Source organism: Scandinavium sp. M-37 (genome assembly GCF_043558715.1).
In the GTDB taxonomy this organism is placed as follows: Bacteria; Pseudomonadota; Gammaproteobacteria; order Enterobacterales; family Enterobacteriaceae; genus Scandinavium; species Scandinavium vulneris_A.
In genome coordinates, this window is record NZ_JBIGIN010000015.1 from 1 (window position 1) to 17,812 (window position 17,812).

Annotated in this window: 15 protein-coding genes; 8 read left to right on the plus strand and 7 right to left on the minus strand. The window is 56.6% G+C overall.

All coding sequences use genetic code 11. The features are described 5' to 3' along the window. Positions 1–91: 91 nt before the first annotated feature. Entirely contained in the window at positions 92–2,467 is a 2,376-nt protein-coding gene (locus tag ACG0Z5_RS12380; RefSeq protein WP_394447746.1) for a glycoside hydrolase family 3 N-terminal domain-containing protein, read from the minus strand. A 193-nt stretch (positions 2,468–2,660) separates the two neighbouring features. Further along, entirely contained in the window at positions 2,661–5,039 is a 2,379-nt protein-coding gene (gene ppsA / locus ACG0Z5_RS12385) for a phosphoenolpyruvate synthase (protein WP_394447749.1), read from the minus strand. Between the two features lie 334 nt (positions 5,040–5,373). Between ppsA and ACG0Z5_RS12390 the strand changes: the two genes are divergently transcribed. The 8 genes from ACG0Z5_RS12390 (at position 5,374) to ACG0Z5_RS12425 (ending at position 13,466) form a co-directional block, all read left to right on the plus strand. Continuing rightward, positions 5,374–6,207: a pyruvate, water dikinase regulatory protein gene (locus ACG0Z5_RS12390; protein WP_319627497.1), complete on the plus strand. Its 834-nt coding sequence runs from the start codon at positions 5,374–5,376 to the stop codon at positions 6,205–6,207. A 164-nt stretch (positions 6,208–6,371) separates the two neighbouring features. After that, complete coding sequence (gene aroH / locus ACG0Z5_RS12395; protein WP_394447752.1) at positions 6,372–7,418, plus strand: 3-deoxy-7-phosphoheptulonate synthase AroH; 1,047 nt, start codon at positions 6,372–6,374, stop codon at positions 7,416–7,418. A 123-nt stretch (positions 7,419–7,541) separates the two neighbouring features. Continuing rightward, a complete protein-coding gene (gene hemP, locus ACG0Z5_RS12400) occupies positions 7,542–7,760 on the plus strand; it encodes a hemin uptake protein HemP (RefSeq protein ID WP_319786448.1) in 219 nt (72 codons plus the stop codon). 84 nt (positions 7,761–7,844) lie between these two features. Beyond that, the gene (locus tag ACG0Z5_RS12405; protein ID WP_394447755.1) at positions 7,845–9,824 is read left to right on the plus strand and encodes a TonB-dependent hemoglobin/transferrin/lactoferrin family receptor; all 1,980 of its coding nucleotides are present in this window, start codon (positions 7,845–7,847) and stop codon (positions 9,822–9,824) included. Between the two features lie 49 nt (positions 9,825–9,873). Next, positions 9,874–10,902, plus strand: coding sequence for a hemin-degrading factor (locus ACG0Z5_RS12410; protein WP_394447758.1), 1,029 nt, complete (start codon positions 9,874–9,876; stop codon positions 10,900–10,902). After that, positions 10,899–11,717, plus strand: coding sequence for a hemin ABC transporter substrate-binding protein (locus tag ACG0Z5_RS12415; protein WP_394447761.1), 819 nt, complete (start codon positions 10,899–10,901; stop codon positions 11,715–11,717). Before ACG0Z5_RS12410 ends, ACG0Z5_RS12415 begins: the two co-directional genes overlap by 4 nt. Then, the gene (locus ACG0Z5_RS12420) at positions 11,717–12,706 is read left to right on the plus strand and encodes a FecCD family ABC transporter permease (RefSeq protein ID WP_394447763.1); all 990 of its coding nucleotides are present in this window, start codon (positions 11,717–11,719) and stop codon (positions 12,704–12,706) included. The genes ACG0Z5_RS12415 and ACG0Z5_RS12420 overlap by 1 nt, the downstream gene beginning before the upstream one ends. Before the next feature lie 13 nt (positions 12,707–12,719). Continuing rightward, positions 12,720–13,466: a heme ABC transporter ATP-binding protein gene (locus ACG0Z5_RS12425; RefSeq protein ID WP_405050562.1), complete on the plus strand. Its 747-nt coding sequence runs from the start codon at positions 12,720–12,722 to the stop codon at positions 13,464–13,466. Between the two features lie 2 nt (positions 13,467–13,468). On the opposite strand, the gene selO is transcribed toward ACG0Z5_RS12425, so the two are convergent. The 5 genes from selO to ACG0Z5_RS12450 form a co-directional block, all read right to left on the minus strand. Then, a complete protein-coding gene (gene selO, locus ACG0Z5_RS12430; RefSeq protein ID WP_394447768.1) occupies positions 13,469–14,911 on the minus strand; it encodes a protein adenylyltransferase SelO in 1,443 nt (480 codons plus the stop codon). A 61-nt stretch (positions 14,912–14,972) separates the two neighbouring features. Beyond that, entirely contained in the window at positions 14,973–15,686 is a 714-nt protein-coding gene (locus tag ACG0Z5_RS12435; RefSeq protein ID WP_394447770.1) for an EAL domain-containing protein, read from the minus strand. Between the two features lie 279 nt (positions 15,687–15,965). Next, positions 15,966–16,430, minus strand: a complete 465-nt coding sequence (locus ACG0Z5_RS12440) for an NlpC/P60 family protein (RefSeq protein ID WP_319627506.1) — start codon at positions 16,428–16,430, stop codon at positions 15,966–15,968. Positions 16,431–16,507: 77 nt separating this feature from the next. Then, on the minus strand, positions 16,508–17,257 hold the full coding sequence (gene btuD, locus ACG0Z5_RS12445) for a vitamin B12 ABC transporter ATP-binding protein BtuD (RefSeq protein WP_394447928.1): 750 nt from the start codon (positions 17,255–17,257) through the stop codon (positions 16,508–16,510). Beyond that, the gene (locus ACG0Z5_RS12450) at positions 17,257–17,808 is read right to left on the minus strand and encodes a glutathione peroxidase (protein WP_394447773.1); all 552 of its coding nucleotides are present in this window, start codon (positions 17,806–17,808) and stop codon (positions 17,257–17,259) included. The genes btuD and ACG0Z5_RS12450 overlap by 1 nt, the downstream gene beginning before the upstream one ends. Positions 17,809–17,812: the final 4 nt, after the last annotated feature.

The following is a 17,812-nucleotide window of genomic DNA, read 5'->3' on the forward strand; positions in this document are numbered from 1 at the left end:
AAAACGAATGGCATACGGATACCGGGATAACGACTACTTTTTTATGAAGATAAAAGCAGCGTTCCCCGGTAAGGCGCGATGAACCTTTTTTTTATCCTTTTTTTACCTCACAGCGGCTCATCATCTGCCAGTATTGAGGCAATATGCGCGGGGTGCCACGCACCGTAACGGTTACGGTGTCATGTATGTCGCCCGACGAGGCACCGACCATCAACGCGAACTCACCCGGCTCGACGATGCGATCCCCACTGCGGTCGGTGAAGTTCAGCATATCGACAGGTACGTGGAACGTGAGGGTGGCTGATGCCCCCGGCTCCAGTGCCACACGCTGGAAAGCTTTCAGCTCTTTAATCGGACGCGCCATTGAGGCCACTTTATCGTGCACGTAGAGCTGCACCACTTCACTCCCGCTACGTTCGCCGACGTTGGTCAGGGTAATGCTCACCGCAATATCGCCATCCATTGCCACCTCCGGCGTTAACAGCGTTAGAGAGTGCCATTCGAATTCGGTCCAGCTTTTGCCGTAGCCAAACGGATAGCGACTGCCGAAATGGAACGCGAAAGGTGTGCCGCCACTTTTTAGCTTGTGGTTGTAGTAATACGGCATCGCTCCGGCGCTTTTCGGCACGCTGACCACCAGCCGCCCCTGCGGTTCAGCCCGCCCGGTCAGCACATCGGCAATCGCCCAGCCGCCTTCCTGCCCCGGAGCCCAGGCCATCAGCAACGCCGCCACCTTATCTTCCAGCCCTTGCAGGTTGTACGGTCGCCCGCCGGTCATCACCACTACCACCGGTTTGCCGGTTGCCACCAGCGCCTCGAGCAATTGCTGTTGCACACCCGGTAAATTCAGCGAATCAGTATCCGAGCCTTCGCCTACCGTACCGCTCTGGAACAACCCGGCTAAATCGCCGACGCAGGCAACAATCACCTCGCTCTCTTCCGCCACCCGCAGCGCCTCGGGGATCAGCGAGGTATCGAGACTGACCGGTGACTGCTGGAGCGGTTTGCCGCTGGTGTCGCCAGGAAATACCGGGGCACCCGCCGTGCGTTTCTCGATGATATGGCAGCCTTTGGCATGACGGACCAACGGCTCGCCCAGCGTCTGACGCAGTGCCGCCAGCGGGGTTGTGACCTGCGAGGTTTGCTCCAGCATATCGCTGATGATCAGATGCACCGGGAAACTGTAGCCGCTCAACAGCGCCAACGGGTCGTCTGCCGTCGGGCCAATCACCGCCACGCGTGGCTTGCCTTGCAGCGGTAATACGCCGTTGTTTTCCAGCAGGGTCAGCGAACGCGTCGCCACCTCGCGCGCCGCCTGGCGAGTGGCGGCACTTTGTAACTCGATAGCCTGTTCATCGGCATACGGTTTTTCAAACAGCCCAAGGCGGAATTTCTCGGTCAGCGTCCGCGCCACGATCTCATCAATTTTCTGCATTGATATCAGCCCACGCGCCACTGCCTCAGCCAAATGACGCGCACAGTCGTCTTTCGGCAATTCGACGTCCAGTCCGGCGTTAAACGCCAGCGCGGCCGACTCTGCTGCATCGTGCGACACACCGTGATGCTGATGCAGGAGGCTGATTCCGCCATAATCCGCCACGATAATGCCGTCGAAGCCCCAGCGTTCGCGCAGGATCTCCGTCATCAGGAATGCGTCACTGTGACCAGGTTGGTTATCGATGTCGTGATAGGCTGGCATGACTGAACCCGCGTTGGCGAGCTTGACCGCCATTTCAAACGGTAGCAGGAAGGTATCGTTCAGTTCGCAGAAACCAAGATGCACCGGGGCGTGATTCCTTGCCCCTTCGCTGAAGGAGTGGCCAACGTAGTGTTTCAATGTTGCCAGCAGGTCGCGCTTTTCGCCTTGTAACCCCTCAACGTAGGCGCAGGCCATTACCCCCACCAGCCACGAGTCTTCCCCGAAGGTTTCTTCTGTGCGTCCCCAGCGCACATCGCGTGACACATCCAGCACCGGGGCCAACCCCTGATGGCAGCCCGTCATCCGCGCTTCTGTTCCAATGCAACGGGCTGCCTGACGAATCAGGTCAGGATCCCATGTCGAGCCGTAATTGAGCGGCGACGGAAACAGCGTGGCCTCTTTACACAGCAGCCCGACCAGACATTCTTCATGAAACAGCGCCGGAATGCCGAGCCGGGTCTCTTCCATCAGCATCTTCTGCAGACGATTCGCCGCGCGCACGCCGGTTTTCGCCTCGACAATGTGCGTCCCGAGCGGGCGCGTGATTTGCCCTACTCCGAGCTTTAGGCGCTCAGTCAGCGCGGTCTGTTCTGAAACACCCGCAAACTCATCACTCATGTCGCTGCGTTCGCGGTGCTCCCCGGTTTCGCTCAGCACCAGCCAGTACGCATGCATCTGGGCAAATTTTTCTTCCGGCGTCATCCTCGCCAGTAAATCAGCCACGCGTTCAGCTACTGGACGCTGGGCATCCTTATACAGTGCGGTCATCAACTTCCCCTCCGTTAAGGTCATTTCGTTAAGAGGCAGTATTGAGAAGCAGACGGAGGGCGACAATTGTCGAAATTCACAGCGAAGTTACGTTTTTTCGTTTTGTTTCAATTTTGTGAAGCGGCTCGGGAAAGAATGTAACGCAAAAAAAATCCCCGGCCAGATGCCAGGGATTTTTCATCAGGAAAGAAGGTTATTTACGCAGTTCGGCAAGGCTCAACCAGGTTTGCACCACGGTGTCCGGGTTCAGCGACAGACTGTCGATCCCTTCCTCCATCAGCCATGCGGCAAAATCTTCGTGATCTGAAGGCCCCTGGCCGCAGATACCGACGTATTTGCCCTGCTTCTTCGCCGCGCGAATCGACATCGACAGCAGTGCTTTCACCGCCTCGTTGCGTTCATCGAACAGCTCAGAGACTACCCCGGAATCCCTGTCCAGACCCAACGTGAGCTGGGTCATGTCGTTCGAACCGATTGAGAAGCCGTCAAAGTATTCGAGGAATTGTTCCGCCAACAGTGCGTTGGACGGGATCTCACACATCATGATGATTTTGAGACCATTTTCGCCTCGTTTCAGCCCCTGACGCGACAGCTCATCAATCACCGCTTTCGCCTGGTCCACGGTGCGCACGAACGGGATCATGATTTCCACGTTGGTCAAATCCATCTCATTACGCACGCGTTTCACTGCATCGCATTCCAGCGCGAAGCAATCGCGGAAGCTGTCGGCCACGTAGCGTCCTGCACCACGGAAACCGAGCATTGGGTTCTCTTCTTCCGGTTCGTAGCGTTCACCGCCCACCAGGTTGGCGTATTCGTTGGATTTGAAGTCAGAGAGACGCACAATCACGCGTTTCGGATAAAACGCCGCACCAAGGGTGGCGATCCCTTCGGTGAGGCGCCCCACGTAGAACTCTTTCGGCGAGTCGTAGCCCTTCATCATTTCGCGAATTTCGTTCTGCAGCTTCGGCTCCTGGGCATCAAACTCCAGCAGCGCGCGCGGATGCACGCCAATCATACGGTTGATGATGAATTCCAGACGTGCCAGCCCGACGCCCTCATTTGGCAGGCAGGCAAAGTCGAAGGCCCTGTCCGGGTTACCGACGTTCATCATGATTTTGAGCGGCAGATCCGGCATGGTATCGACGCTGGAACTTTTCACGCTAAAGTCGAGCATTTCTGCATAAACGTAGCCGGTATCGCCTTCGGCGCAGGAGACGGTGACTTTTTCGTCATCTTTCATGCGCTCGGTAGCATCCCCGCAACCTACGACCGCCGGGATCCCCAGTTCACGCGCGATAATCGCCGCATGGCAGGTACGTCCGCCACGGTTGGTAACAATCGCCGCCGCTTTTTTCATGATCGGTTCCCAGTCCGGGTCGGTCATGTCGGTCACCAGCACGTCACCCGGTTGTATGCGATTCATTTCGCTGATGTCGTGGATAACCTTCACCGGGCCTGCGCCAATGCGATGGCCGATAGCGCGGCCTTCGGCAATAATTTTGCCCTGTGAATGCAGGGTGTAACGCTCCATCACCTGACCACGGGAACGGACCGTTTCAGGACGCGCCTGTACGATAAACAGTTTCCCGGTATGACCGTCTTTCGCCCACTCGATGTCCATCGGGCGGCCATAGTGTTTCTCAATCTGCACCGCCTGCTTCGCCAACTCCTGCACTTCGTCGTCGGTCAACGAGAAGCGATCGCGGTCAGCCTGCGGGACATCTTCAATGCGGACTTGTTTGCCATGTTCCTGGGTCGGCGCATACACCATACGAATCTTTTTCGAGCCCATGGTACGGCGCACAATCGACGGGCGACCTTTCTCCAGCGTCGGTTTGTGGACGTAAAATTCGTCCGGGTTGACCGCGCCCTGCACCACCATTTCGCCCAGACCGAAAGCGGAGGTGATAAACACCACCTGGTCAAAGCCGGATTCGGTGTCGATGGAGAACATCACTCCGGAAGACGCGAGGTCGGAACGCACCATCCGCTGTACGCCCGCAGAGAGCGCCACACCACGGTGGTCATAGCCCTGATGCACGCGGTAAGAAATCGCCCGGTCGTTAAACAGTGAGGCGTATACATGCTTCACCGCCACCAGCACGGCGTCGTAGCCCTGCACGTTGAGGAAGGTCTCCTGCTGCCCGGCAAACGAGGCATCCGGCATGTCTTCAGCGGTGGCGGAAGAACGCACGGCAAACGACGCGTCGGCATCGTCAGCAGAGAGCTGGTCATAAGCCTGATGAATGGCTTTCTCCAACTCCGGGGTAAACGGTGTATCGATGATCCACTGACGGATCTGCGCCCCGGCTTTTGCCAGTGCGGTCACGTCGTCAATGTCGGTTTCATCCAGCAGGTGATAAATGCGCTGATTAACGCCGCTCTGGTCGAGAAACTGATTGAAGGCATCAGCCGTGGTAGCAAACCCGTTGGGCACGGACACACCCAAATCGGACAGATTCGTAATCATTTCACCCAGGGAGGCATTTTTGCCCCCAACGCTATCTACATCATTCATGCCGAGTTGGTTGTACCAAAGCACCAGCGGTGACGAGCTATTGTTGGACATCGAAACAATTCCTATATTTAAGAAAAGTGCCAGAAATGAACCGGCTTCGTTATTTATACTGTCATAATTAACCCGCTTAAAAAAACGGTGAATCGTTCAAGCAAATTATTTTTTTGCTTTTTAAGACAGTTCTCCTCCTGACCTTAACCCCCTGATTTATGGGAAATCCCACAAAAAATGGCGGTCTATAGCCTGCACTCTGAAAAATGAACACCCCTTTTCACTAAAAATAAAAACACCCTTTCATTTTTAAATTTAAGACAAAACCGACGCGGATATGATTAAAATAAATATGGGCTTCAGCGAATTAACTTAATCTTACCGGATGGTCAAAATGGATATAAATGTCGATCGCCACGTATTTTACATTTCAGATGGCACCGCTATTACCGCCGAGGTGCTGGGTCACGCGGTGATGTCGCAATTCCCGGTGTCGGTTAACAGCATTACTCTGCCGTTTGTTGAAAGCGAAGGCCGGGCGAAGGCAGTAAAAGAACAAATTGATGCCATCTATCAGCAATCCGGGGTGCGCCCGCTGGTGTTCTACTCCATCGTTCTGCCCGAAATTCGCACCATCATTTTGCAAAGCGAAGGCTTTTGTCAGGATATCGTGCAGGCGCTGGTGGCGCCGTTGCAGGAAGAACTGAAACTCGACCCGACGCCTATCGCCCATCGTACCCACGGATTGACCCCCGGCAACCTCACCAAATATGATGCCCGTATCGCCGCCATTGACTACACGTTAGCGCACGATGACGGCATTTCACTGCGAAATCTCGATCAGGCACAGGTGATTTTGCTCGGCGTCTCACGCTGTGGCAAAACCCCGACCAGCCTCTATCTGGCGATGCAGTTTGGCATCCGCGCGGCCAACTATCCGTTCATCGCCGACGATATGGATAACCTGGTGCTGCCCGCCGCGCTGAAACCGTTGCAGCACAAATTATTTGGCCTGACGATTGATCCGGAACGCCTCGCCGCCATTCGCGAAGAACGCCGCGAAAACAGTCGCTACGCCTCAATGCGCCAGTGTCGAATGGAAGTTACCGAAGTTGAGGCGCTGTACCGCAAGAATCAGATCCCATGGCTGAACAGCACCAACTATTCGGTGGAAGAAATCGCCACCAAAATCCTCGACATTATGGGTCTCAGCCGTCGCATGTACTAACACACTAGTACAACATGGCAAAATACGCTAGAATCCTTTTGCAATGATTGCGCATCACGTCACTGAAAAGTTTTCAACCTTGAATTCATCGGGGATTGGTTTATCGTGATGCGCATCACTTCCGGTATTCCTGCCGTAGAAGCCACCCAATTCTGAGAGTCACAATGAACAAAACTGATGAACTGCGTTCGGCGCGCATCGACAGTCTGGTAACGCCCGCTGAGCTGGCGCAGCGCTACCCTGTCTCGTCTGAGGTCGCGAGCCACGTCACCGCGTCTCGTCGTCGCATTGAAAAAATTCTTAACGGTGAAGATAACCGCCTGCTGGTGGTCATTGGTCCGTGCTCGATCCATGACCTGGATGCGGCCATGGATTACGCTCGCCGTTTGCAGACGCTGCGTGAGAAGCACCAGGCGCGTCTGGAAATCGTGATGCGCACCTATTTTGAAAAACCACGCACCGTGGTGGGCTGGAAAGGCCTGATCTCCGATCCGGACCTGAACGGTAGCTATCGCGTAAATCACGGTATCGAGCAGGCGCGTAAACTGCTGTTGCAGGTCAACGAACTGGGCGTGCCCACCGCCACTGAATTCCTTGATATGGTGACCGGTCAGTTCATCGCCGATTTGATCAGCTGGGGCGCGATTGGTGCCCGCACCACCGAAAGCCAGATCCACCGTGAAATGGCCTCGGCGCTCTCCTGCCCGGTGGGCTTTAAAAACGGCACCGACGGCAACACCCGTATTGCGGTGGATGCGATTCGTGCTGCGCGCGCCAGCCATATGTTCCTGTCGCCGGATAAAAACGGTCAGATGACCATTTACCAAACCAGCGGTAATCCGTACGGGCACATCATCATGCGCGGCGGTAAACAGCCGAACTATCATGCGGCGGATATCGCGGCTGCCTGCGATACGCTGCATGAATTTGACCTGCCGGAGCAGCTGGTGATCGATTTCAGCCACGGCAACTGCCAGAAACAGCATCGCCGTCAGCTCGACGTGTGTGACGATATTTGCCAGCAGATCCGCAACGGTTCGAGCGCGATTGCCGGGGTGATGGCTGAAAGTTTCCTGCGTGAAGGTACGCAGAAAATCGTCGCCGGACAGCCGCTGGTGTACGGCCAGTCGATTACCGATCCGTGCCTGAGCTGGGAAGACAGCGAAATCCTGCTGGATAAACTTTCCGCCGCCATTGATACCCGCTTCTGAGTCTGCTTTTCAGTCGGGTGGCGCCCTGTCACCCGACCTATACCCGTGTCACATAACCCTTTTTTTTGCTCCACTCACCTATTTTTCATAAAAAAGGTTGCTGAGTTTTTTGATTTGTTGATAATGATTATCATTGTTACTTTGATTGCTATTTTTAACATTATGACATCTTTGGATACCACTACCGCCCCCGGCAAAGCGTCCCCGACACCGCAGCCTACCGATCGTCGAGTGAGCAGCCAAAGCCTCCTCGGCAAGGAAGGCCGGGTTATCATCGAGCATGACGGTCATCAGTACCTACTGCGCCAGACCCATGCCGGAAAACTGATCCTCACCAAATAATAGATTTACACCACAACAACATTTCGCCAGCCACCCAGGACATATGCCGAGGCAGCCAGCGCTTTTCACTTTATGGAGAGTTGCATGCTACACCTGCATTGCGCATCGCTGCGCCCGTCTCTGGTTGCGTTAGCTGTTTTCGGCGCCATCAGCACCCCGGCGCTTGCCGCCGCTGAACAAATGACCGTCACCGCCACCGGGAACGAGCGCAGCGCGTTTGAGGCACCAATGATGGTCTCGGTGATCGACGCGGAGACCCCTGAAAGCCAGACCGCCAGCTCCGCAGCCGATATGCTGCGCCAGGTGCCGGGCATCACCCTGGATGGCACCGGTCGCACCAACGGCCAGGACATCAACCTGCGCGGCTACGATCGCCGCGGCGTACTGGTGATGGTCGACGGGATTCGCCAAGGTACCGACACCGGACACCTGAACAGTACCTTCCTTGACCCGGCATTGATCAAGCGTATCGAAGTGGTGCGCGGCCCGGGGGCCCTGCTGTACGGCAGCGGTGCGCTGGGCGGGGTTATCTCTTATGAAACCGTTGACGCGGCCGATTTACTCTATTCCGGTCAGAACAGCGGCTACCGTGTGTTTGGCACCGGTGGTACAGGCGATCACAGCCTGGGTATGGGAGCCAGTGCCTTTGGTCGCACCGACACCCTCGACGGGATCGTGTCATGGTCCAGCCGCGATCGCGGTGATTTGAAGCAGAGCGACGGTTTCACCGCACCTAACGACGAAAGCATCAGCAACTTCCTCGCCAAAGGCAGTTGGAAAATCGACCCGGCGCAGACGCTGACCGGCTCCTTACGCTACTACAACAACGCCGCCCAGGAACCGAAAAATCCACAAACGCCGGATGCCTCCGCCAGCAGTAACCCGATGACCGATCGCTCGACCATTCAGCGTGACGCGCAGGTGAACTATAAGATTGCGCCCGCAGGCAATGACTGGCTGAACGCTGACCTGACAGGCTACTGGTCAGAAGCACGCATCAATGCGGAAAACCTCGACGGCTCCGGAGAATTCCGCAAGCAAACCACCAAAGGTGCCAAGGCGGAGAACCGTACCCGCCTGTTCACCGATAGCGTCGCGTCACACCTGCTGACCTACGGCGGCGAGTACTATCGTCAGGAGCAAAATCCTGGCGGCATGACGACCGGTTTCCCTGACGCGCGCATCAACTTCAGCTCGGGCTGGTTACAGGATGAAATTACCCTGCGCGACCTGCCCGTCACCCTGCTCGGCGGCACACGCTACGACAACTATCGCGGCAGTAGCGACGGTTACGACGACGTTGACGCCGATAAATGGTCTTCCCGGGCGGGCATGACCATCAGCCCGACCGACTGGTTAATGCTGTTTGGCTCCTACGCCCAGGCGTTTCGCGCCCCGACGATGGGCGAGATGTATAACGATTCTAAACATTTCTCCATCGGCAGTTTCTACACTAATTACTGGGTGCCAAACCCGAATCTGCGCCCGGAAACCAACGAAACGCAGGAGTACGGTTTCGGTCTGCGCTTTGACTCTCTACTGATGGCCAACGACGGCCTCGAGTTTAAAGCCAGCTACTTCGACACCAACGCCAAAGATTACATCACCACCTCGGTTGATTTCGCGGCGGCCACGACCACCTCCATCAACGTACCTAACGCCAAAATCTGGGGCTGGGACCTGATGACAAAATATACCACTGACCTGTTCAGCCTCGACCTGGCGTACAACCGTACCCGTGGCAAAGACACCGATACCGGCGACTGGCTGACCTCGATAAACCCGGATACCGTCACCTCTCGCCTCGATGTGCCGGTGGCGCACAGTGGGTTCTCTGTGGGCTGGGTCGGGACCTTCGCAGACGATACGAAGAGCATCAGCGCTACGCCGCAGGCAGGCTATGGAGTGAATGATTTTTACGTCAGCTACCAGGGCCAACAGCAGTTGCGCGGCCTGACCACCTCACTGGTGTTCGGCAACGCCTTCGACAAGCAATACTCCTCGCCGCAGGGCATCCCGCAGGATGGCCGTAATGGAAAAATTTTCGTGAGTTATCAGTGGTAATCGCCCGGCCCCGGTTCGCCGGGGCATTTTATCTGCAAGGAAAAGAACTATGACTCTCTACACTCGTTGGCTCGCCCTCAAACAAGAAAACCCTGGCAAATACGCGCGTGAGATCGCCGCGATGATGCACATCAGCGAAGCTGAACTGACTCAGGCGCGCGTAGGCCACGATGCCTGGCGCTTACAGGGCGCCATCCGGGACGTGCTGGCGGCGCTGGAAACCGCCGGAGACGTGAAGTGCATCTGCCGCAACGAATATGCCGTCCACGAACAGACTGGCACCTTCACCAACCAGCATCTCAGCGGTCACGCCGGGCTGGTGCTGAACCCGCGTGCGCTGGATCTGCGTCTGTTCCTCAACCAGTGGGCCAGCATGTTCCACATTAGTGAAACCAGCGCCCACGGGGAACGTCAGAGCATTCAGTTCTTCGATCATCAGGGCGATGCGCTGCTGAAGGTTTACACCACTGACGCCACCGATATGACCGCATGGGGCAATATTTTGACCCGCTTTATCCATGCTGATAATCCGCCACTCGACCTGAAAGCAGCAGACACCCCCGTTACCCACGGCGAAATTGACGGAAAAACACTCGATGGCGAATGGCGGGCGATGACCGATGTGCATCAGTTTTTCACCCTGCTCAAGCGCCACAATCTCAGCCGCCAGCAGGCTTTCCGTCTGGTCGGCGACGATCTGGCCTGTCAGGTTGATAACAATGCGGTCGCCCGTCTGTTGACCCGCGCCCATCAGGATGCCAACGAGATTATGATCTTCGTCGGCAACCGTGGCTGCGTGCAGATTTTCACTGGCCCGATCGAAAAAGTGGTTCCCATGAAGGGCTGGCTGAACATCTTCAACCCTGCGTTTACCCTGCATCTGCGGGAAGACACCATCGCCGAAACCTGGGTGACCCGTAAACCGACCGCCGATGGGCACGTCACCAGCCTGGAACTGTTTGCCGCCGATGGGACACAGATTGCGCAGTTGTACGGCCAGCGGACCGAAGGCGAACCGGAGCAAACGCAGTGGCGCGCACAGATTGAAGCGCTGATGGCGAAAGGGTTAGCCGCATGAGAGCCATCGTCGCATTGACAGCCATCCTGCCGTTGCTGGCGGGTGCGGCAGCACAAAAAGTGGTGACGCTTGGCGGCGACGTGACCGAGATTGTCTATGCCCTGGGGGCGCAAAGCGCCCTTGTGGCGCGAGACAGCACCAGCCAGTGGCCGCCTGAAGCGCTCACGCTGCCGGACGTCGGCTACCTGCGCCAGTTGAACGCCGAAGGCATTCTTGCCACCCGGCCGACTACCGTGCTGGCAAGCGTGCAGGCACAGCCTTCGCTAGCGCTAAAGCAGGTGGCGCAAAACGGCGTGACCGTCGTGACCATTCCCGGCAGTAACGATTTGTCGGTGATTGATGACAAAGTCCGTATCGTTGCCGCGGCGCTGCATAAAGATGCCGAGGGTGAACAGCTTCGCAAGAGTTTGAAACAGGCGCGGGAGGCGTTACCGAAAACGCAGCTCAATAAACGGGTGCTGTTTATTTTGAGCCACGGCGGCATGAGTGCCATGGCCGCCGGACAGCAAACCGGTGCGGACGCGGCGATTCGGGCGGCGGGTCTGCAAAATGCCATGCAGGGTGTTAACCGCTATCAGCCGCTTTCGCAGGAAGGGGTGATTGCCAGCCAGCCGGATTTGGTGGTGATTTCGTCCGACGGCGTCAAGAGCATGGGCGGTGAAGCCGGGCTGTGGCAACTTCCGGGTCTGGCGCAAACGCCTGCCGGGCGCAATAAACAGGTTTTGCTGGTGGATGATATGGCCTTGCTCGGTTTCAGCATCCGCACCGCGGAGGCTATCCAGCAATTGCGCCATAAAGCGGAGCAACTCCCCTGATGACGTCGTGGGTTTACCGCTCTCTGTGGTCGCTGCTGGCGCTGCTGATGCTGTTGACACTGGGCGCCACCACGTTTGGTGCGCTGAAGCTGCCGCTGGATTTGCTCTGGCACGGCGACAGCGTACTGCGCCAGATCTGGTTCACCATTCGTCTGCCGCGCGTGCTGCTGGCGTTGACCATTGGCGGGTCGCTGGCGCTGGCGGGCTGCGTGATGCAGGGCTTATTTCGTAACCCGCTGGCCGATCCGGGTCTGCTGGGGATCAGCAGCGGTGCGGCGCTGGCGGTCGCGCTGTGGGTGGTCTTACCGCTCTCGCTACCGCTGGTGTTCATGCTCTACGCCCCGATGCTGGCGGCATTTCTCGGCAGCCTGGCGGTGACGATGGTGATTTTTGTTCTCAGCCAACGCCATGAAAATTCATTATCGCGCCTGCTGCTGGTCGGGATTGCTATCAACGCCCTGTGCGGCGCGGCGGTGGGCGTGCTGTCGTGGTTGAGTAACGACGCGCAGCTACGTCAGCTTTCGCTGTGGGGAATGGGCAGCCTGGGTCAGGCGCAATGGTCAACCCTGCTGGTGTCCGCCTCAATCATGCTGCCTACGGTGGCGATCATCTGGCGGCTGGCGAAACCGCTGAATCTGTTGCAGCTCGGGGATGAAGAAGCGCATTACCTCGGCGTCAACGTGCAGCAAATCCAACGGTGGCTGTTGCTGTGCAGCGCCCTGCTGGTCGCGGCGGCAGTGGCCGTCAGCGGAGTAATTGGTTTCATCGGCCTGGTAGTCCCCCATTTGCTCCGAATGTGGCTCGGGGCCGACCATCGGGCGGTGATCCCCGGTTCGGTGTTGGTCGGCGCCATTCTGCTGCTGGTGGCCGATACGCTGGCGCGCACGCTGGTTGCTCCGGCAGAGATGCCGGTCGGGCTGTTCACCAGCCTGATGGGCGCGCCGTGGTTTTTATGGATGATTTTCCGTCGAGGGGGCCGGCATGGCTAATCGCATACAGGCCCTGGATCTCGGCTATTCGCCCGTGCTGCGTGATATCAACCTCAGCCTTGAACCCGGTGAGCTGGTGGCGCTGATTGGCCCTAACGGCGCGGGAAAATCCACCCTGCTGCGGGTGCTGACTGGCTATCTGCCGCCGGACAACGGGCAGTGCCTGCTACACGGAAAATCCCTTTGCGAATGGTCTGCACAGGCGCTGTCCCGCCATCGGGCGGTAATGCGCCAACAAACTCAGCTTGGGTTTGACTGGCCGGTTGACGCGGTGATCGCGATGGGTCGTGCGCCGTGGGAACAGGCCGACAGCCATCGGGTAGTCAAACAGGTGATGGATCTCACCGGTTGTACGCCGCTTTCAGCGCGGAAATACAACACCCTTTCCGGCGGAGAACAGCAGCGGGTTCAGCTGGCGCGTGCCCTGGCACAGCTATGGGTGAAGGATGCACCTCAGGGCTGGTTGTTTCTGGATGAACCGACCTCGGCACTGGATTTGTATCATCAGCAACATCTGCTGCGCTTACTTAAACAGCTCACCGCCACGGGTCAGCTTCACGTCTGCGCCGTGCTACACGATTTGAACCTCGCCGCACTGTGGGCAGATAAACTGCTGCTGTTGCATCAGGGCGAAATTGTCGCCCAGGGTAGCCCGCAGCAGGTGCTGCAGGCCGATACCCTGAGCCGTTGGTACGGTGCCGAGGTGCATATCGGTCAGCACCCCGACAGCCCGGCGCCACAGGTCTTTTTAGCCCCGTAACCTCAGCTCGAACAGCTGACTTCCAGCCGCTTGCCCCACTCTGGTGGGCGGCTGGCGTAATCGTTGCCGCAGTCGGCAAACGGGTTACGCAGCGCGTCATGCAGACGAATAAACTCTTCGTACTCTCCGCGTTCCGCCTGCTCTATCGCCCGCTGTGCCAGCCAGTTGCGCAGCACGATCGCCGGGTTGTGCTGCTTCATGCTCTGCTGGCGAGTCGCGTCATCCACCTGATCCTGTTGCAAACGCGCCCGATAGCCGCTGAACCACGCATCAAACGCCGCCCTGTCGATAAACTCATCACGCAACGGCGATGCCGCGCTGTGCTGTTCGGTTTCACCCAGCATCCGGAAGGTACGGGTGTAATCACTCCCTTCGCGCTCCATCAGGCCAAACAGGCCGTCGAGCAATTCATTATCGCCCTTCTGCTCAGTGAACAGACCGAGTTTTTGGCGCATTAGCTGTCCGTATTCCACCAGCAGCGCTTCCTGATAGCCGTCGAGGGCGTCATTAAGCGCATCCACCGCAATAAACGGCGATAGCGATTGTGCCAGTCGCTGAAGATTCCACAGCGCCGCCGCAGGCTGATTATCAAAGCTGTAGCGGCCCTGATGATCCGAATGGTTGCAGATGAAGCCCGGCTGATAATCGTCGAGGAATCCAAACGGACCGTAATCCATAGTCAGCCCGAGAATCGACATGTTGTCGGTGTTCATCACCCCATGGCAAAAGCCGACGGTCTGCCAGCGAGCAATCATCTGCGCCGTTTTTGTGACAACGTCACGAAACCACAGAGTGTACCGATCGACATCTTCCAGCAGGTGCGGCCAGTGATGACGAATCACATAATCTGCCAGCTCACGGACCTTCTCTGGCTCACGACGGTAATAAAAGTGTTCGAAGTGTCCGAAACGGACATGGCTTTCTGCCAGACGCATCAGCATCGCGCCCTGCTCAACCGTTTCGCGGTATACCGGCGTGTCGCTGGTGACCACCGATAGCGCGCGAGTGGTCGGGATGCCAAGGGCAAACATCGCCTCGGAGGCCAGACTTTCACGCAGCGTCGAACGCAGTACAGCGCGGCCGTCACCCATGCGGGAATACGGCGTCAGGCCCGCACCTTTCAGATGCCAGTCGTAGCGACGGCCATCCGCCAGTTGCTGTTCGCCAAGCAAGATCCCGCGCCCGTCGCCAAGCTGCCCGGCCCAGACACCAAACTGGTGTCCGCTGTAGACCTGCGCCAGCGGTTGCATACCGGGGAGCAGCACTTCCCCGCCCCACACGCCTGCGCCATTTTCAGGGCTGAACAATGCAGGCGGTAGCGCGAGGCTCTCGGCCAGCGGCGCGTTATGCCATATCAGCCGCGCGTGAGTCAGCGGGGTTGGTGACAGTTCGGTATAAAAATCTGGCAGCTCATCGCGCCAGTGATGGATAAAAGACAGGGTCATGGTTCCTCCTGTCTGTAGTGTAGTGCCTGTGCGAGTGGAAAAACACGGGCAGGATGCAGGGTTATTCCTGCACCAGGCGGGTTAAGGCGGCCATATCAACGGCCGGCCAAAGTGCGCCCTGCATAGCGCTCAAGCCCCATGGCTCAAGGCGTTCGAGGATCTGCTGATTATCAACCCCGGCGGCCATGATGGCACTACAGCAGGGCTGAACCTGGGCGATGATCGCCCGCATAAAGGGATCAAAAGATAATAATAACGCCTGCTGCTGAATAAAGTTTTTATCCAGCATGATGCGTTTAAACAGCCCGAAAAAAACGGCCTGCGTTGAGGCGTGTCCGGCACCAAAATTGGCAAGTATCAAAGGAAAATGATTCGCTAACTGAGCCAGCAAATGATTGTGATCGACCGCATTCAGTTCGGGAAAGTTTTCTTCAACCGTCAATTCCAAAAAGGAAAACCGAGCGGCTTCATCTGCCAGGGCTTTTTGTGTTAACAACGCCATGGCAATTGCGGGGGTTATATTAATCCACGCAATGATTTTCTGCTGAATAAAAAAGATTTGACAGTTTTCCAGGATCGCGAGTTTTTCACGGAACAGAGAAATTTCCTGTTCGCCGCTAAGCCGCGCCGTCACCAGACTGGTCGGGGTGCGTACCCCGTCGTCCACGCCCACAAAGTTGGCGATTATTTCCAGACCGATGAGTTGACCCCCGCCATTTTTGGCAGGTACGAATAACAATTCGGTTTTCCAGGCTTTATCGAGAGTAACAATCATTGCGCCCACCCCTGTTCAAGGGACATCCCTGGTCGCTGCTGTGTTGATCCAGTAGAAAACAAAATCTTTGATTTTAAGAAGTTTAATTTCATTCGTTCCTTTTTACTTCAGGAATTCCTTTGCATTATCATTAGGATGATTGTAATCCATATTCGTGCAGCCGCACAATCCAGAGATTCATTAGCTGAATGAGATGACGATCGATAATTATTTCCCTGACGGTTTTTATATTTTATTTTAGCCACTAAAAAGGGGCTGCCAGCCCCTTTTTGTTTTCTGCTAAATGCGTCTGGCTTGCCAGAAGTTCTTGCGCCAGTACACATTATCCAGCGAGGAACGGGTGACGCCCTGACTGGTTGAGGCATGGATAAACTGATTATCAGTATCATAGATCCCGACATGCAGACCATTGCCCCCGGATCCGGTCTTGAAGAATACCAGGTCACCCGGCAATAAATCGTCCTTGTCGATTTCGGTGCCTATTTTCGACTGCTGCTTTGTCTCTCGCGGGAGCTGCAAATCAAACTTATCGCGGAAAGTCATCATCACGAACGCAGAACAATCCACGCCGCGACGGGTGCTGCCGCCATAGCGATACGGTGTTCCACGCCAGTTCGCCAGCTGTTCGTTAAGGTTGGCGATGACGGTTATAGAGTCCGAGAGCCGTGGGTTAGGCGGTGGTGCCCGGTGGCTGCTACATCCTGCTAAAATTAACGCTGCCACGAAAATAAATAAGAGACGCATATCCTGGCGTTTCCTCTGATATTTTTTATAGTGATAATGTAGTCTGCAAATTTGCCATTCTGCAAGAAACCTTCCGGTTATAGCGCAGAAATCAGCACCTGCACACCATCCGCATTCAGCTTTTTGAACGGCATATCATACGCAGCCGTCAAATTTTCGACTGTCAAAACGTGCGGCGTCTCACCGCTGGCGAGCAGCTGCCCGCGACGCATTAGCCACGTCTGGCTGGCAAAACGCAGCGTGTGATTCAGGTCATGGCTACTCATCACGATGGTTATTCCAGCGAGCCTGAGTTCGGCCAGCAAACGATCGAGCGCCGCTTGCTGCGCAACATCAAGGCTATTCATCGGCTCATCCAACAGCAGTAATCGCCCATGTGGATTGCCTCGAGGATGAATTTGCAGCACCACCGCCGCAAGCCGCACGCGCTGCCATTCCCCCCCGGAAAGCTGGTTAACCTGTCGCGCCAACTTGTCGTCCAGACCTAACTTTTCAGCAATTTCTTGCTGGAGTGGGTGCTGTGTTTTATCGGGCTGATGCAGCGTCAGGTAATGCCAGACCGGCATGGCAAACGGCGGGGTCTGATGTTGTGTCAGATACGCCCGATGGCGTGCGAGCTCCGGTGCAGGCCAGTCGGTTATCCGTTTGCCCTCAAGCGTTATCTGCCCTTTGCCGTGGCTCAGACCGGCCATTCTGGCGAGCAGCGTGCTTTTCCCGGCACCGTTTGGGCCGACAAGATGCACCATTTCACCGGAGCGAACCTCCGCGTTAAGTGGCTGTAACCGTCCCACTTCCTGTACGCCCTGCAACTGCATCAGCAACACGATTATTTCGCCAGCGCCAGCTTGATGGCTTCCATCACGATAGGATCTTCCGGGGTCATATCCGGCGAGAAGCGCTGGATGACTTCGCCATCACGACCAATCAGGAATTTTTCGAAGTTCCACAGGATATCGCCCTGCACTTTTGGCGCGCGGCCTTTGCTGGCCATGCGCTCATAGAACCCGCTGCTTTCCGGCGCGACGGCGACAGGGGCGGCGCTGGTCAGCTTCTGATACAGGGGATGCCGATGCTCGCCGTTCACATCGATTTTGCTGAACATGGGGAACGTCACGCCGTAGGTGGTGCTACAGAAGGTTTTGATCTCTTCGTCGCTGCCCGGCTCCTGACCAAGGAACTGGTTGCATGGGAAGCCGAGGACGGTGAAACCCTCTTTACCCCATGCTTCCTGGATGTTCTCCAGCTGTTCGTATTGCGGCGTCAGCCCGCACTGGGAGGCGACGTTCACCACCAGCAGCACGTTACCTTTAAATTGCTCGAGACTGACGTTTTCACCGTCGATGGTGGTGACATTTGTATTGAGAATATCGTGTTGCATAGCG

Bases quoted from the DNA above. Each gene is read 5' to 3' on its own strand.
- ACG0Z5_RS12380 (WP_394447746.1), bottom strand. From the start codon at position 2,467: ATGACCGCACTGTATAAGGATGCCCAGCGTCCAGTAGCTGAACGCGTG.
- ppsA (WP_394447749.1), bottom strand. From the start codon at position 5,039: ATGTCCAACAATAGCTCGTCACCGCTGGTGCTTTGGTACAACCAACTC.
- ACG0Z5_RS12390 (WP_319627497.1), top strand. From the start codon at position 5,374: ATGGATATAAATGTCGATCGCCACGTATTTTACATTTCAGATGGCACC.
- aroH (WP_394447752.1), top strand. From the start codon at position 6,372: ATGAACAAAACTGATGAACTGCGTTCGGCGCGCATCGACAGTCTGGTA.
- hemP (WP_319786448.1), top strand. From the start codon at position 7,542: ATGATTATCATTGTTACTTTGATTGCTATTTTTAACATTATGACATCT.
- ACG0Z5_RS12405 (WP_394447755.1), top strand. From the start codon at position 7,845: ATGCTACACCTGCATTGCGCATCGCTGCGCCCGTCTCTGGTTGCGTTA.
- ACG0Z5_RS12410 (WP_394447758.1), top strand. From the start codon at position 9,874: ATGACTCTCTACACTCGTTGGCTCGCCCTCAAACAAGAAAACCCTGGC.
- ACG0Z5_RS12415 (WP_394447761.1), top strand. From the start codon at position 10,899: ATGAGAGCCATCGTCGCATTGACAGCCATCCTGCCGTTGCTGGCGGGT.
- ACG0Z5_RS12420 (WP_394447763.1), top strand. From the start codon at position 11,717: ATGACGTCGTGGGTTTACCGCTCTCTGTGGTCGCTGCTGGCGCTGCTG.
- selO (WP_394447768.1), bottom strand. From the start codon at position 14,911: ATGACCCTGTCTTTTATCCATCACTGGCGCGATGAGCTGCCAGATTTT.
- ACG0Z5_RS12435 (WP_394447770.1), bottom strand. From the start codon at position 15,686: ATGATTGTTACTCTCGATAAAGCCTGGAAAACCGAATTGTTATTCGTA.
- ACG0Z5_RS12440 (WP_319627506.1), bottom strand. From the start codon at position 16,430: ATGCGTCTCTTATTTATTTTCGTGGCAGCGTTAATTTTAGCAGGATGT.
- ACG0Z5_RS12450 (WP_394447773.1), bottom strand. From the start codon at position 17,808: ATGCAACACGATATTCTCAATACAAATGTCACCACCATCGACGGTGAA.